Origin of the sequence: Vibrio penaeicida, assembly GCF_030689305.1 — a bacterium.
GTDB lineage: Bacteria > Pseudomonadota > Gammaproteobacteria > Enterobacterales > Vibrionaceae > Vibrio > Vibrio penaeicida_B.
Map to the genome: position 1 here is coordinate 90,542 of NZ_JAUYVM010000016.1, position 14,702 is coordinate 105,243.

At 44.7% G+C, this 14,702-nt stretch carries 15 protein-coding genes; 11 read left to right on the forward strand and 4 right to left on the reverse strand.

Features of this window, described 5'->3' with window-relative positions:
- Positions 1-28 precede the first annotated feature (28 nt).
- The 6 genes from Q8W40_RS21555 (at position 29) to Q8W40_RS21580 (ending at position 5,573) form a co-directional block, all read left to right on the forward strand.
- A complete protein-coding gene (locus tag Q8W40_RS21555; protein WP_305400154.1) occupies positions 29-994 on the forward strand; it encodes a sialic acid TRAP transporter substrate-binding protein SiaP in 966 nt (321 codons plus the stop codon).
- A 54-nt stretch (positions 995-1,048) separates the two neighbouring features.
- Positions 1,049-1,543: a TRAP transporter small permease gene (locus Q8W40_RS21560; protein ID WP_305400155.1), complete on the forward strand. Its 495-nt coding sequence runs from the start codon at positions 1,049-1,051 to the stop codon at positions 1,541-1,543.
- Positions 1,544-1,552: 9 nt separating this feature from the next.
- Positions 1,553-2,836 carry a TRAP transporter large permease gene (locus Q8W40_RS21565; protein WP_101110786.1) on the forward strand — a complete coding sequence of 428 codons (1,284 nt, stop codon included), beginning with the start codon at positions 1,553-1,555 and terminating at the stop codon, positions 2,834-2,836.
- A gap of 16 nt (positions 2,837-2,852) precedes the next feature.
- A complete protein-coding gene (locus Q8W40_RS21570; RefSeq protein ID WP_305400157.1) occupies positions 2,853-3,752 on the forward strand; it encodes a dihydrodipicolinate synthase family protein in 900 nt (299 codons plus the stop codon).
- A complete protein-coding gene (locus Q8W40_RS21575; protein ID WP_305400158.1) occupies positions 3,749-4,648 on the forward strand; it encodes an N-acetylneuraminate lyase in 900 nt (299 codons plus the stop codon). Before Q8W40_RS21570 ends, Q8W40_RS21575 begins: the two co-directional genes overlap by 4 nt.
- A gap of 91 nt (positions 4,649-4,739) precedes the next feature.
- Positions 4,740-5,573, forward strand: a complete 834-nt coding sequence (locus Q8W40_RS21580; RefSeq protein ID WP_126605943.1) for a MurR/RpiR family transcriptional regulator — start codon at positions 4,740-4,742, stop codon at positions 5,571-5,573.
- 147 nt (positions 5,574-5,720) lie between these two features.
- Here Q8W40_RS21580 and metQ read toward each other — a convergent pair whose 3' ends face one another.
- From metQ to metN, 3 genes are all read right to left on the reverse strand, one after another.
- Positions 5,721-6,530, reverse strand: a complete 810-nt coding sequence (gene metQ / locus Q8W40_RS21585) for a methionine ABC transporter substrate-binding lipoprotein MetQ (protein WP_101110783.1) — start codon at positions 6,528-6,530, stop codon at positions 5,721-5,723.
- A 65-nt stretch (positions 6,531-6,595) separates the two neighbouring features.
- Positions 6,596-7,273 (reverse strand): methionine ABC transporter permease, encoded by a 678-nt coding sequence (locus tag Q8W40_RS21590; protein ID WP_305400159.1) that lies wholly within the window; start codon positions 7,271-7,273, stop codon positions 6,596-6,598.
- The gene (gene metN / locus Q8W40_RS21595) at positions 7,263-8,297 is read right to left on the reverse strand and encodes a methionine ABC transporter ATP-binding protein MetN (RefSeq protein WP_305400161.1); all 1,035 of its coding nucleotides are present in this window, start codon (positions 8,295-8,297) and stop codon (positions 7,263-7,265) included. The genes Q8W40_RS21590 and metN overlap by 11 nt, the downstream gene beginning before the upstream one ends.
- Before the next feature lie 307 nt (positions 8,298-8,604).
- Here metN and gmhB point away from each other — a divergent pair, with 307 nt between their 5' ends.
- The 5 genes from gmhB (at position 8,605) to treC (ending at position 13,961) form a co-directional block, all read left to right on the forward strand.
- Positions 8,605-9,156, forward strand: coding sequence for a D-glycero-beta-D-manno-heptose 1,7-bisphosphate 7-phosphatase (gmhB, locus tag Q8W40_RS21600; RefSeq protein ID WP_305400162.1), 552 nt, complete (start codon positions 8,605-8,607; stop codon positions 9,154-9,156).
- A gap of 8 nt (positions 9,157-9,164) precedes the next feature.
- Complete coding sequence (locus Q8W40_RS21605; protein WP_305400164.1) at positions 9,165-9,518, forward strand: MliC family protein; 354 nt, start codon at positions 9,165-9,167, stop codon at positions 9,516-9,518.
- 96 nt (positions 9,519-9,614) lie between these two features.
- Positions 9,615-10,565: a trehalose operon repressor TreR gene (treR, locus tag Q8W40_RS21610; RefSeq protein WP_305400165.1), complete on the forward strand. Its 951-nt coding sequence runs from the start codon at positions 9,615-9,617 to the stop codon at positions 10,563-10,565.
- Between the two features lie 212 nt (positions 10,566-10,777).
- Positions 10,778-12,202: a PTS trehalose transporter subunit IIBC gene (gene treB, locus Q8W40_RS21615; protein WP_305400166.1), complete on the forward strand. Its 1,425-nt coding sequence runs from the start codon at positions 10,778-10,780 to the stop codon at positions 12,200-12,202.
- Between the two features lie 67 nt (positions 12,203-12,269).
- Positions 12,270-13,961 carry an alpha,alpha-phosphotrehalase gene (gene treC, locus Q8W40_RS21620; RefSeq protein WP_305400168.1) on the forward strand — a complete coding sequence of 564 codons (1,692 nt, stop codon included), beginning with the start codon at positions 12,270-12,272 and terminating at the stop codon, positions 13,959-13,961.
- 68 nt (positions 13,962-14,029) lie between these two features.
- Here treC and Q8W40_RS21625 read toward each other — a convergent pair whose 3' ends face one another.
- On the reverse strand, positions 14,030-14,641 hold the full coding sequence (locus tag Q8W40_RS21625) for a YitT family protein (protein ID WP_101110775.1): 612 nt from the start codon (positions 14,639-14,641) through the stop codon (positions 14,030-14,032).
- Between the last annotated feature and the right edge of the window lie 61 nt (positions 14,642-14,702).

A 14,702-nucleotide genomic window follows, 5' to 3' on the forward strand; every position in this document is an offset into this window, starting at 1 on the left:
GCAGCGGCACAAACAAAAGGGAAAAGCGATGAAAGCCATCAATAAATTGACATTGGCAATGCTGGCACTTGGATGTGCTCTATCAGCCCAAGCGGCGACTACATTGAAAATGGGAATGCAGGCATCTGTTGGGTCTGTTGAATACACATCGGCCAAGCTTTTAGCCGATACAGTCGAAGAAATGAGTAAAGGCGAGTTGAAGATTACGTTGTACCCAAGTGCACAACTTGGCGACGACCGCGCGATGTTACAGCAATTGTCACTCGGTGACTTGGACATCACCTATGCAGAATTTGGCCGTATGGGGCTTTGGATACCAAGAGCGGAAGCAGTAACACTCCCGTACGTAGCAAAAGATTATGAGCACCTTCGTCGTATGTTTGATTCGGAGTTTGGTCAGGGAATTCGACAAGAAATGCTGACGAAGTTCCAATGGCGAGCGCTGGATACATGGTACAACGGCACTCGACAAACAACCTCTAATCGACCGCTAAAATCGATCAGTGATTTCAAAGGTTTAAAGCTGCGTGTGCCGAATGCCAAACCTAACCTGAATTACGCTAAGTTGTCTGGCGCTTCCCCAACACCAATGGCGTTTTCCGAAGTGTACCTTGCGTTGCAAACCAACGCAGTAGACGGGCAAGAAAACCCGTTACCAACCATTAAGACGATGAAGTTTTATGAGGTACAAGAAAATTTAGCCCTCACTAACCATATCGTGAACGACCAAATGGTCATCATTTCTGAAAATACGTGGCAGAAGCTGTCTAGCGATCAGCAAAAAATCGTTTCGGATGCCGTTGCTAAAGCTGGAGAAGCGCATACCGCTTCCGTGAAAAAGCAAGAGTCTGAATTGGTTTCTTTCTTTGAATCAAAAGGCGTGAACGTGACTTACCCTGAGCTTTCACCGTTCCGCGAGGCGATGCAACCTTTGTACGCCGAGTTTGAAGAGAAAGTAGGTCAACCTATTGTGAAGCAACTTGCTGCGATGTAAGTGTTTTTAGACAGTCTGGCTGGCACGTTGTATCTGCCAGCCATGGAGCCTCAAATGCTACAAAAGATCACAAGAAATATTGAAGAAATCATCACGGTACCACTGATGCTCGTTTTACTGGTTGTGCTCACTTGGCAAATCGGGACGCGTTGGTTATTGGATGATCCTTCTTTGTGGAGCGAAGAACTGGCGAGAGTGCTGTTTATGTACATGGCGCTGATTGGTTGCGCCATCGCCATTAAAAGCAGCACCCACGTTAACATCACGTTCTTTTCAGACAAACTGCCCGAGAAGGTTCGCTTGATTTTGGTGCTTTCTCTTGAGTTGGCGGTACTCCTTTCCATTTTTGCCATCATCTACCTTGGTTATCAACACGTTCAGCGAACGGCGTTTTTTGAATTGATCACGCTGGAGATCTCAAGCAAATGGATGAATTACAGCTTGCCCCTAGGGGGACTGTTTATGGTCGTTCGCCAACTGCAAAAGATGGTCTGTCTAGTGGCGGATTTTCGCCACACTCACCGTTCAGCAAGCACTGAAAGCATATAAGGAGATAGCATGGCAACTTCAATTTTTGGCTGGTTAGCGCTGTTATTTGCAGGGATGCCAGTGGGTTTTTCACTCATTTTTGTTGCTTTGGTTTTTCTGGTTGTCACCAGTAGCCCAGGTATCAATTTTGCGGCGCAGCAAATGCTGGGTGGCATTAATAATTTCACACTTTTAGCGGTGCCTTTTTTTGTTCTAACAGGGCATTTAATGAACAGCGCAGGCATTACCGAACGCATTTTTAACTTTGCAAAATCCATGGTCGGGCACGTAACGGGTAGTCTTGGGCATGTGAATATTATGGCGAGCTTGTTGTTCTCAGGCATGTCGGGTTCTGCGCTTGCTGATGCCGGAGGGCTTGGTCAGCTCGAGATAAAGTCAATGCGAGACGCCAAGTATGATGATGACTTTGCTGGTGGGTTAACGGCGGCTTCGTGCATTATTGGTCCTTTAGTTCCTCCTTCTATCCCATTAGTGATTTACGGTGTCGTCTCTAACACGTCAATTGGTGCGCTGTTTTTGGCTGGTGCCATTCCAGGCCTTCTTTGCTGTATCGCGCTGATGGTGATGAGCTACTTCATCTGTAAAAAGCGTGGTTACATGACGTTACCCAAAGCCTCGCGCAAAGCTCAGCTCACCTCATTCAAAGAGGCATTTTTGTCTTTGCTGACGCCAGTGATCATCATTGGGGGCATTTTTTCCGGTAAGTTCACGCCAACAGAAGCGGCTGTTGTTTCGTCGTTATACGCTCTGTTTTTAGGTACGGTTGTGTACAAGCAGCTCACCATTAGTGGGTTTATTGATGTACTAAAAGACACCATAAACACAACGGCGGTGGTTGCTTTGATGGTCATGGGGGTAACGGTATTTGGTTGGATTGTGGCGCGGGAGCAATTGCCTCAAATGCTGGCTGAATACTTCCTTACCATCAGCGAAAATCCTTTGGTTCTGCTGCTTCTGATTAATCTGCTTCTGCTTTTCCTCGGTACGTTTATTGAATCGTTAGCCCTTCTTCTGCTACTGGTTCCGTTTTTGGTACCTGTGGCCAGTGCGGTAGGAATTGATCCCGTTCATTTTGGCGTAATGGCGATCCTCAATTTGATGATCGGGATATTAACGCCACCAATGGGAATGGCGCTTTATGTTGTATCTCGAGTGGGAGATATCCCATTCCACACCTTAACCCGAGGGGTTATTCCCTTGCTGGTACCGCTCTTTATTGTGCTGATTCTCGTGGCGGTCTTTCCTCAAATCACTCTGTTCCTTCCAGAACTGTTTCTCAACTACGGACAATAATTAGGACACATTCAAAATGAAAAAATTAACAGGGTTGATTGCTGCACCCCATACACCTTTCGACCTAAACAATCAGGTGAACCTAGAGGTTATCGATCAAATTGCTGAACTGCTTATAGAGCAAGGTGTGTCAGGGGCATATATCTGCGGCACAACAGGAGAAGGGGTTCATTGTTCAGTAGAAGAACGCAAGCTAATTGCTGAGCGCTGGGTTGAGGCTTGCCGCGGCAAATTGGACATTATTGTCCATACAGGTGCGCTGAGCATCGTCGATACACTTGATCTAACTCGTCATGCCGACACGTTAGATGTGCTCGCCACTTCTGCGATTGGTCCGTGTTTTTTCAAGCCAGCCAACGTTGATGAGTTGGTTGACTACTGCGCTCAAGTGGCGAGCGCTTCACCATCAAAAGGGTTTTATTATTACCATTCGGGAATGTCCGGTGTGAATGTCGACTTAGAGCAGTTTCTCATTGAAGGGAATAAGCGAATCCCCAATCTATCCGGTGCAAAATTCAATCATTCCGATCTCTATGACTACCAGAGATGCATTCGGGTTGCGGATGGGAAGTTTGATGTGCCTTTTTGCATCGATGAATTTTTACCGGCGGGGTTGGCAGTCGGTGCGGTGGGAGCGGTCGGCAGCACCTACAACTATGCGGCGCCGTTATACCTGAAGATCATTGAATCCTTCCACAAAGGCGATCATCAAGAGGTGGCTCGGTTAATGGATGCTGTGATTGCGGTTATTCGTGTTCTGGTGGAATACGGGGGCGTAGCGGCAGGAAAAGTTGCCATGCAACTGCACGGGATTGATGTTGGGAACCCGCGCTCGCCGATCAGAGCGCTAACGGAAGCACAGAAGCAGGATGTGCTATTCAAGCTACGCCATGCTGGCTTTTTGGATGCGGTATGAATGACGGCGAACAGATGACGAAGGACAAACGTATGGAAGGCATCTTTATTCCACTCATGACACCCTTTAGCCCAATAGGGGAATTGGAATACGACAAGCTTGAAGGCATGGTTGAGCATCATATCTCGCAGGGGGTACACGGTTTTTACATTGGTGGCAGTTCTTCTGAGTGTTTTATGATGAGTATTTTAGAACGACAAAGAGTGTTGAAAACGGTAGCACATATTGTCAATAATCGAGTGCCGTTGATTGCTCATGTTGGGGCGATTGCGTTAATCGATGTACGTTTACTGATCGATACCGCGCAAAATGAAGGGTATCAAGTGATCTCAGCAACGCCGCCTTTTTATTACGGCTTCACCCCCCAAGAAGTGACCTATTACTATCAATCTATTCTCGATTACACAGATGTCCCGTTATTGCTGTACAACATCCCGGGAACCACTGGGGTAACATTTACCCATCAGACGCTTTTGAATCTATCGGCAATGGATAACGTGATTGGCATAAAGCACACCACGCACGATATGTTTTTCATCGAAAGGCTAAGGCAACTTCAGCCGAATAGCCTCATCTTTCATGGTGAAGATTCTATGTTGGTTAATGGTCTACAAATGGGGGCTAGTGGTGGCATAGGAACGACGTATAATTTGATGGTCGCGAAGTATGTGGCGATTTTTGAAGCGATGAAGCAAGGAGACACGGAAAAAGCCATGGATTTACAGCATCAAGTTAATCGGGTTACTGAAGTGCTGTTAGAGGCTGGGTTATATCAGAGTGTCAAGTTTGCTATGGGAGAGTTGGGAATCGACTATGGTCAGTGTCGAGAACCATTTTTACCTCTATCCAAAGCGCGTAAAACGCGAGTTATGGAATGTTTGGCGCGTTCGTATTGAGGTTGTTCGAGTATAGACCTGCTATTACTGTATTTGACGAGATGAGTCTGATACCTTTATCCACGCCGTTACCAACGAAAAAGAGAGTATTGTGAGCCTACCCAAAAATTTACTCGTTCGTCTTCGAGCGAACACTGAACCATTGAGTAAGAAACTACGTTTAGTAGCCGATTATGTTTTGGATAATGCTCATGATGTCCAGTTTCAAACCATCACAGATTTAGCGCGTAATTCTCAAACCAGTGAAGCGACAGTGGTGAGGTTATGTCGTGATATGGGTTACAAAGGCTATTCAGACTTTAGGATGGCGTTGGCGGTCGATCTTAGCCAAAACCCGCGAGAAAAACAGGTTGAGATGGAAGGCGATATTTGCCATATCTCAGCCCAAAGCGCAGTGGCAAGCTTGCAAGATACCGCCCAAATTATTGACCGAAAAGCGCTAAAAAGAGTGTGTAATCTGGTTCATGAATCCCAATACATCAGTTGCGTTGGGGTTGGAGCATCAAGCATTGTGGGGCGCTATTTGGCGTTCAGATTATTGCGAATTGGCAAGAAAGTCACCATGTTTGAAGATACACATTTAGCGGCAATGAACGCTGTTCGAAGTACTCAAGGCGATCTCTGGTTTGCGATTTCGAGTTCGGGATCAACCAAAGAAGTTGTCCATGCGGTTAGGCAAGCACATCAACGTGATACGCCCGTTATTTCTCTTACCAACATTACGCATAGTGCGCTGTCATCTATATCGACAGAATCGCTTATTGCAGCAAGACCAGAAGGGCCGCTAACGGGTGGAGCCTTTGCTTCTAAAGTAGGGGCGTTATTGTTGGTTGATGTTTTGGTTAACACCTTGCTGGAACAATACCCAGAATACGCGGAATCGGTTGTTGATACAGCCGAGGTGGTGATGCCTCTGATGATCTGATTCTCTTATAGTCCGGTTCACTTATGGTCCGATAGTATCTAAGGTTAAGAACTGGATGTTCTGAAAATCAGGAAATAAAAAAGGCTAACCGAAGTTAGCCTTTTTAATGAACGAGATAAATCTAAAGAAATGTGTGAAACGGTATAATTACCAGCCTTTCACTACACCACCTTTGAAGATGTCCATTGCCGCGTTGTAAACTTCGTCTGTTTGGTATGCTTTAACAAAGTTTTGTACGTTTTCTGCAGCTAGGTTTTCTTCGCGTGCAACAATCAGGTTTACGTATGGAGAGTCTTTGTCTTCAACGAATACACCGTCTTTTTCAGGCGTTAGGTCGATGCTGCTTGCGTAAGTTGTGTTGATGATAGACAGCGCTACGTCGTCCAAAGAGCGTGGAAGTTGAGCGGCATCCAGTTCAACGATAGTGATGTTTTTCGGGTTAGCAACGATATCGCGTACAGTTGCTAGTAGACCAACACCCTCACGTAGAGTAAGAAGACCTTGTTGCTCTAGAAGAAGTAGAGAGCGACCAAGGTTTGTTGGGTCATTAGGAACAGCAATACGAGCGCCTTCTTGAATCTGATCAACCGACGTCACTTGCTTAGAGTAACCTGCGATAGGGTAAACAAACGTGTTACCAGCGATAGTCAGTTTGTAACCACGATCCGTTACTTGCTGATCAAGATATGGCTTGTGCTGGAATGCGTTAATGTCGATAGATTGGTCATCGAGTGCTGCGTTTGGTGTTACGTAATCGGTAAACGTCACTAACTCTACATCTAGGTTGTATTTCTCTTTCGCTACTTTTGCAGCCACTTCAGCAACTTGTGCTTCTGCACCTGCCATTACGCCAACTTTGATTTTGCTTGTGTCGACTTCTTTCTCGCCACAGCCAGTCAGTACTAATGCAGACGCTGCTGCTGCGATTGCCAAAAGGCTTTTAAGGTTATATTTCATTGTATTCTCCTTAATTCTAAATCCAAAAATTCTTTATTTATTAACTATTAACGTTAAAACTTGAGTTATCTGTGGTCAACGCGACGTACAAGCGCGTCACCGATTGATTGAATGATTTGTACCAGTACGATAAGCATCACCACGGTAACGGCCATAATCACAACATCGTATCGGTGGAAGCCGTAGCGAATCGCGACATCCCCTAAACCGCCGCCTCCAACTGTGCCAGCCATTGCCGAATAGCTCACTAATGTAACCATAGTGATGGTTACAGAGTTCACGATGGTAGGTAGTGCTTCAGGAAGCAGTACTTTCGTAATGATTTGAGTTGGCGTTGCGCCCATAGATTGCGCGGCTTCAACAAGCCCATTTGGTACTTCGAGTAGCGCACCTTCAATCAGGCGAGCAACAAATGGGATAGCACCAATGGTTAACGGCACAATTGCTGCCGTGGTGCCGATAAATGTGCCAACAAGTAATTTGGTGACAGGGATAATGGCAACCATTAGAACCAAAAATGGTACAGAGCGCCCGATGTTCACAATCGCACCTAGAACATTATTTAAAGCGATATTTTCCAGTAAGCCACCTTTCTTAGTGGTGTGTAAAATAACACCTAAGGGGATACCCACAGCGAACCCAACGATGCCTGCAACCGCTACCATGTATAGGGTTTCCCACGTTGCACCCAGCAAAAGATCGCCATTTAGGCTTAGCCACTCTGTTACTGACTTAAAGGACATAACCAAGTACCTCTACTTTTACTTTGTGTTCGCGGATAAAATCGAGCGCTGCTTTTTCGCTTTCTTCGTCGCCAAAGAGCTCTGCGACCATCATTCCGAATTTCACGCCGCCAGCGTAATCCAAGTCGGAGCTTAAAATGCTCACATCAATACCGTAGTTTCGAGCGATTTGCGTCATCAGTGGTGCGTCGGTGCTCGCGCCCGTAAACTCTAAGCGAACCAACGGGTAGCTACCTTCAACACGTTCTGACTGCAAACGAACTTGGTAATCTTCAGGAATGGAAAGATCCAAAGTGGAGCGAATGAAATTGTGTGCTAGTTCAGTTTTAGGGTGAGCAAATATTTCGCCAACGGTGCCTTTCTCAACCAGTTTTCCATCTCCAATGATGGCAACTTCATGACAGATGCTTTTAACCACATCCATTTCATGCGTAATCAGTAGAATGGTGATATTGAGCTGTCGGTTGATTTTTTTCAGCAGCTCAAGAATCGACTGAGTTGTCGCTGGGTCTAGTGCGCTGGTCGCCTCATCACATAATAAAACCTTTGGATCCGATGCCAATGCACGAGCAATCGCAACACGCTGCTTTTGTCCACCGCTTAGGTTCGCTGGGTAGGTGTCACGTTTGTCGCTTAGCCCAACCAGCGCCAAAAGTTCGGTTATCTTACTTTCGATTTTTGATTTGTCTGCGTTCGCAAGCTCTAGTGGAAGAGCGACATTTTCAAATACCGTACGTGAAGATAGTAGATTAAAGTGCTGAAATATCATGCCGATGTTACGGCGCGCTTTTCCAAGCTCGGACTTAGAAAGCTTTGTTAAGTCGACACCATCTACGATAACTTCGCCAGACGTTGGTGCTTCTAACATGTTAACGCAACGAATCAGTGTGCTTTTCCCTGCACCGGAAGATCCAATGACGCCAAAGATTGCGCCTTGGGGAATAGATAGGTTGATGTCTATTAAGGCGTTAATCTCTTTACTGCCTTGATAGAAAACCTTATTTACTTGATTAATTTCAATCATATAAACAACCGTGCGGAATAAACTGAAAAGCGAATAGAGTGAACAGAATAATATTTTGAACTTGCTCTAAATTTTCAGTCGATGCTATGGCTTTCTGTTTTTTAAGTCAATAGATATTTTTACGTCTAGACGTCTATATAGCTTTGCAAATAATGGGTGATTTTTACTTAAAGCAAGGATATGCATACGCTCGCGAGCATTTTTGCCGCTTATTCCCCCATCGAGGCTAAAAAGTAATTGCATAGTGCGAAGTGCTATAAAGCATGTAATAATTTGTTCTGATTAAGGGTGTATTGAGGATTCAATTTTGGCTAAACCTGCCGTTTTTCTTGACCGTGATGGTGTGATCAACGTAGACCACGGTTACGTGCATGATGAACATAGTTTTGAATACATAGATGGTGTATTTGAAGCAACAAAGCAACTTCAAGACATGGGGTACCTACTGGTACTTGTTACGAATCAATCTGGAATAGCGCGAGGGATGTTTAGCGAAGATCGCTTTCTTTCTCTTACTCAGTGGATGGATTGGAACTTCGTTGACAATGGTGTTGATTTTGATGGTTTTTATTATTGTCCGCATCACTCTGAACATGGTGTCGGGGATTACAAGCAAGATTGTGAATGCCGAAAACCCAAGCCCGGTATGTTTATTTCTGCCCGTGATTTCTTAAAAATAGACATGAAAAATTCCGTTATGGTGGGTGACAAAGCGGAAGATATGATGGCCGCTCAATCAGCGGGTGTTGGAACACGAGTGCTTGTCCGTACTGGGAAACCTGTAACCGAGAAAGGAGAATCTTTGGCGTCAGTCGTATTAGACAGTATCAAAGATGTCCCTGCCTACCTTAAGAGCTAGCCTGTTCCATGTTGAAAACATTAATAATGGTTAGCGCACTGTTGGTGAGCACGGGGTTTATGGTCACTGGCTGCAGTTCAAGCACTCCGGTTAATAACGCATATATATGTGGTGAAGACTTAGAAATATGGACACACCACATTAATGAGTATGAGTTGCAATTGGAAATAAACAATGAGCGCTTTCTAATGGATCGCGTGCCGAGTGCTTCTGGTGAGAAATTTGAGAATCGTCGTATGGGGTATGTTTTCTGGATGAAAGGGACCCAAGCCAGTCTGTCTTTGCCTAATGTTCCGATGCAAATGTGCAATCAAATTACGCCTAAAAAGACATCGCTATCGTCTAAAAATACCTTGTTTTAAGTATTTATCTCACTCTTTCTTTGAGGGAATATTGCAATTCGATGCCAAACTTCGGCAATATTCCTTTATCACTACGACAAGTAAATTTGAAACCCTATGAGTAAGAAGCTCACTATTTTGGATATCGCTCGATTAGCAGGGGTCGGTAAATCGACGGTTTCTCGTGTTTTAACGAACGATCCAAAAGTAAAACCAGATACCCGTAAAAAGGTAGAGCAAATCATTTCTGAATCTGGTTATGTCCCGTCTAAGTCCGCTCAATCAATGAGAGGAGGCAGTCAGAAAGTCATCGGAGTGATTATTTCTCGTTTGGATTCTCCCTCAGAGAACCTTGTCGTCAGCCCGCTTTTAAAAACGTTGTATGCCGCTGGGTACGATGTCGTGATCATGGAAAGCCAATTCGACTGCGAAAAGACCAATGAGCACCTTGCTGTTTTAAAGCGTCGAAATGTTGATGGTGTAATTGTGTTTGGTTTTTCAGATTGCGATATGTACGAGCTGGAATCTTGGGGGCACAGAGCGGTAGTCATTGCGTCGGATTCTTCTGAAATATCTTCCGTGAATTACAACAATCAATCCGTCATCGAGATGGCCTTGAATCAACTTAGCCAACAGAACAAAACACACATTGCCTTTATTGGTGTGGATGATACGGATGTGACAACGGGCCGTTTGCGTACGCAAGCTTACATTCGGTGGTGTGAAAGCCATGCGTTAACGCCTAATTACACGACGGGTGCACTGAGTCATGAAAGCGGTTATCACTTAGTCGATACGGTATTGGGTACAAAAACGGATGCCATTGTGTGTGCCAGTGATTCAATTGCATTAGGCGTCAATAAAAGGCTTCAAGAGCTCGGTAAAACCGACGTAACTGTATTTGGTGTCGGTGGGAACGCTTTACTTTCGTTTTTGTTTCCAAACACACAGAGTATTGACCCGGGGTATGCGGAAGCTGGAAGAAAAGCCGCTAACCTGCTCGTCGACCAACTGCAGAATCAATCGGAGGTGACTCACGTCACTCTAACCCCTTCTCTTCCCAGTTAGCGTACAATTTTCCAACTCGTTGTAATTTTATAAGAATAAAAATTCAGTACTTCTTTTTCTATTTATCACTACATTTTTAATGTGATCATGTTCAATTAATGGGACTGTTCCCATTTTGATTTATTATTAGTGATGTCAATATGAATGATAATAATTGGGAACGGTCCCATAAAAAATAAAATAGAACGTGAATTCAAATAGGGTGAACAGTTATGAGTAAGGTAGCGAAGAAAGATGTCGCCAAAATCCTCGAACTTGTAGGGGGAAGCGATAACATTGCGAGTGTAAGCCATTGTTTAACTCGATTGCGCTTTGTACTAAATGATACCGATGCAGCGGATGTGAAAGGGCTAGAGAGCATTTCTATTGTTCGTGGTTGTTTTACAAATGCTGGTCAATTTCAAGTTGTGATTGGCAATGAAGTGGACGATGTCTATAAGCTTTTACTTGAACTTTCAGGGAAAAGCAGCGCTAGCAAAGACGATTCGAAATTGGCGGCTCGTCAGAACATGAATATTTTAGAGCGCAGCATCTCCCACCTAGCCGAAATTTTTGTTCCCCTTCTACCGGCGATCATTACGGGTGGTTTGATTCTTGGCTTTCGCAACGTTATTGGCGATATCAAGATGTTTGATGGTCAAACACTGACGCAAATCAGTCAGTTTTGGGCGACCGTCCATTCGTTTCTATGGCTAATTGGTGAAGCGATTTTCTTCTTCCTACCCGTCGGCGTATGTTGGGCTACGGTGAAGAAGCTGGGTGGTACGCCAATACTGGGTATTACATTAGGTGTGACATTAGTTTCACCCCAACTTATGAACGCTTATTTAATTGGTAAAGAAGTGCCCGAAGTGTGGGACTTTGGATTGTTTGTGATTGAAAAAGTGGGTTATCAGGCACAAGTGATACCTGCAATGTTGGCGGGTGTAGCACTGGCATTTATAGAGACAAACCTCAAGCGAATTGTACCGGGATACCTGTACCTCGTTGTGGTGCCATTTGTGTCTATTCTGTTGTCTGTGATCCTTGCCCATTCGTTGATCGGTCCTTTCGGGCGTTTACTGGGCGACGGTGTTGCGTTTGCTGCTAAAGCAGCAATGACGGGTGACTTCGCCATTATTGGTGCCACCGTGTTTGGATTCCTTTACGCACCGTTAGTGATCACCGGTGTTCACCACACAACCAATGCTGTTGATTTACAGTTAATGCAAGAGTTGGGTGGTACGCCAATTTGGCCACTAATCGCATTGTCTAATATTGCACAGGCTTCTGCTGTCGTCGGTATCATCATTATCAGCCGTAAAGAAGGTGAGCGAGATGTCTCTGTTCCTGCTGCCATTTCCGCCTACCTTGGTGTAACGGAGCCAGCGATGTACGGTATCAACCTCAAATACAAATTCCCAATGCTAAGTGCTATGGCTGGTTCCGCTATTGCGGCGGCAATATGTGGTAGTGCGGGGGTGATGGCAAACGGTATTGGTGTCGGTGGTCTGCCAGGTATTCTCTCTATCCAGCCTCAATACTGGACTATATTCAGCATCGCCATGCTAGTTGCGATTTTTGTACCTGCGATGTTGACTCTCTTCTTCTATAAGCGCGCTCAACATAAAGGCAATTTAGAAACAGCAGCCGCATAACATACAGCAGGCAGCCTGCTCTCTTCCCCCTTGTTGGCTGCCTGCGCTTTACTCTGAGATCGAAATAATGACTATTCATAACGACTGGTGGCGCAAAGCGTCTATTTACCAAATCTATCCTAAAAGTTTTTGTGACAGTGGAAGTTCTGGCACTGGAGACATTCAGGGGATTATTTCAAAGTTAGAGTATTTGAAAGCTCTGGGCATTGACGCTATCTGGTTAACCCCTGTTTACTGTTCTCCGATGGTCGACAATGGTTATGACATTTCGGATTACTTTGCCATTAACCCTGATTTCGGCACTATGACTGATTTTGATGAATTGATTGCCGCGGCACATCGCCAAGGGATTCGTCTTATCATGGATATCGTCGTTAACCATACGTCGACAGAGCATGCTTGGTTCCAATCGGCTTTGGGTGACAATAATAGCCCATACCGCGACTACTATATTTGGCGAGATCCGCTCAATGGTGATGTTCCTAATAACTGGGAATCTAAATTTGGTGGTTCAGCGTGGGAGCTTGATGAATCCACCAACCAATATTATCTGCATTTATTTGCTAAAGAGCAGGCTGATCTGAATTGGGAAAACCCTCAAGTCCGTGAAGAAGTCAACGCGGTGATTGAGTATTGGGCAGAAAAAGGCGTTGATGGGTTCCGTTTGGATGTCATTAATCTCATTTCTAAACAGCAAGATTTCCCATCTGATGATGTGGGAGATGGTCGTCGATTTTACACTGACGGACCTCGCGTACATGAATACCTACAAGAAATCAGCCAGACGGTATTTCAAAAATATGGCAGCGTCACCGTAGGGGAAATGTCTTCAACTACGCTAGAGCATTGCCAGAAATACTCTTCGATGGATGGAAAAGAATTATCCATGGTGTTTAACTTCCATCACCTTAAGGTGGATTATCCGAACGGTGAGAAGTGGGGGCTTGCTCCGTTTGATTTTCTTCAATTGAAATCCATATTTAACCACTGGCAGCAAGGCCTAAACGGAAAGGGGTGGGGCGCTCTATTTTGGTGTAATCACGATCAACCCCGCATAGTGAGTCGGTTGGGTAATGATGAGCAATACCGAGTCGAGTCAGCCAAAATGCTCGCCGCTTCCGTACACTTCATGCAAGGCACGCCATATATTTATCAAGGTGAAGAAATCGGTATGACAAACCCTCATTTTGATTCAATAGACCAATACCGAGATGTCGAAAGCACGAATATGTATGACATCATGGTGAATCAGAAAGGGGGGAGCTCCGACGACATGCTTCGTATTTTAGCGAGCAAGTCACGTGATAACTCTAGAACGCCTATGCAGTGGGATGATTCTGAAAATGCGGGGTTTACACAAGGGACTCCTTGGATTGATGTTGCTAGAAATTACCGTGATGTGAATGCAATGACAGCGTTCGAAGATAAAGGCTCAGTCTTCTATTTTTATCAGTCACTCATTCATCTACGCAAAGAACTACCCGTGATAACGGATGGGGATTACCAAGATTTAATGCCAGATCATCCGTCTGTTTTTGCCTACGCTCGTAGCAACGGCTATCAGACACTGATTTGTATTAATAACTTCTACGCAGAACAGGTCGAAATCAGCTTACCGAGTCGGTACAACATGAAAGAAGCAAAAGGTGTTCTTGGAAACTATCAAACCGTTGAGCAGTTGAGTTTGGTTCAGAGTTCGAATCAATCTCTTGAACCCTATGAAAGCCGTGTTTTTATTATTGAGAGTGTTTCGCACTAAAGTAAAGGCATAAAAAAAGCCGGGCAATTGGATTGCCCGGTTTTTTGTTGCTGACGTTGTTTTTTTTATTAGTGTTGAACTGATCGCTTACTTACACTGTATCGCGTTGGTTTATGGTTCATAGCCAATACTAAGTTCAGCGCGATTGCCCCTAGAATAGACAAGCCGATGACTTCAAGCGAAACGAAAAAGAATGATGCAATTAGAATCGCACAATCAATGATCATCTGGCTTTTTCCAACTGAGAACCCAGTCTTATCTTGAATAATCAAGCAAAGCACATTAAAACCACCAAGGCTGGTGTGATGTCGGAATAAGATCAGCATGCCCAGTCCCATCAATAATCCGCCCGATATCGCGCAGTAAAGTGGGTTAATGCTATCAATCTGAATCAGCCAGTGCAGGTTATCTGCGAATATAGACACAAGCGCACCAGAAATTAAACTGGTCAGCGCGAATCTTTTGCCAAAGCGTTTCCAGCCTAAAATATAGAATGGGATATTTGATGCGAAATAGAGAACGCCGAAACTAAAAGGCACAAATTGGCTAATTAAAAGCGCTAACCCTGTGGTTCCACCCGTCAGTAAAGTCGCATTCTGTAAGAAGAATACGCCCTGCGCGACTAAAAATGTGCCTGTCAGTATTGCGATCCAATCTTCTTTTCTTGTGTGTTTTTCCATTAAATTACATGTTAACTTACCGAAATTGAGCGGAATACTAGTGAAAAACTGCTACTTTCGA

What these genes read in the sequence shown, in the direction of transcription:
- Q8W40_RS21555 (WP_305400154.1), top strand. Translation starts at nt 29, where the DNA reads ATGAAAGCCATCAATAAATTGACATTGGCAATGCTGGCACTTGGATGT.
- Q8W40_RS21560 (WP_305400155.1), top strand. Translation starts at nt 1,049, where the DNA reads ATGCTACAAAAGATCACAAGAAATATTGAAGAAATCATCACGGTACCA.
- Q8W40_RS21565 (WP_101110786.1), top strand. Translation starts at nt 1,553, where the DNA reads ATGGCAACTTCAATTTTTGGCTGGTTAGCGCTGTTATTTGCAGGGATG.
- Q8W40_RS21570 (WP_305400157.1), top strand. Translation starts at nt 2,853, where the DNA reads ATGAAAAAATTAACAGGGTTGATTGCTGCACCCCATACACCTTTCGAC.
- Q8W40_RS21575 (WP_305400158.1), top strand. Translation starts at nt 3,749, where the DNA reads ATGAATGACGGCGAACAGATGACGAAGGACAAACGTATGGAAGGCATC.
- metQ (WP_101110783.1), bottom strand. Translation starts at nt 6,530, where the DNA reads ATGAAATATAACCTTAAAAGCCTTTTGGCAATCGCAGCAGCAGCGTCT.
- Q8W40_RS21590 (WP_305400159.1), bottom strand. Translation starts at nt 7,273, where the DNA reads ATGTCCTTTAAGTCAGTAACAGAGTGGCTAAGCCTAAATGGCGATCTT.
- metN (WP_305400161.1), bottom strand. Translation starts at nt 8,297, where the DNA reads ATGATTGAAATTAATCAAGTAAATAAGGTTTTCTATCAAGGCAGTAAA.
- Q8W40_RS21605 (WP_305400164.1), top strand. Translation starts at nt 9,165, where the DNA reads ATGTTGAAAACATTAATAATGGTTAGCGCACTGTTGGTGAGCACGGGG.
- treR (WP_305400165.1), top strand. Translation starts at nt 9,615, where the DNA reads ATGAGTAAGAAGCTCACTATTTTGGATATCGCTCGATTAGCAGGGGTC.
- treB (WP_305400166.1), top strand. Translation starts at nt 10,778, where the DNA reads ATGAGTAAGGTAGCGAAGAAAGATGTCGCCAAAATCCTCGAACTTGTA.
- treC (WP_305400168.1), top strand. Translation starts at nt 12,270, where the DNA reads ATGACTATTCATAACGACTGGTGGCGCAAAGCGTCTATTTACCAAATC.
- Q8W40_RS21625 (WP_101110775.1), bottom strand. Translation starts at nt 14,641, where the DNA reads ATGGAAAAACACACAAGAAAAGAAGATTGGATCGCAATACTGACAGGC.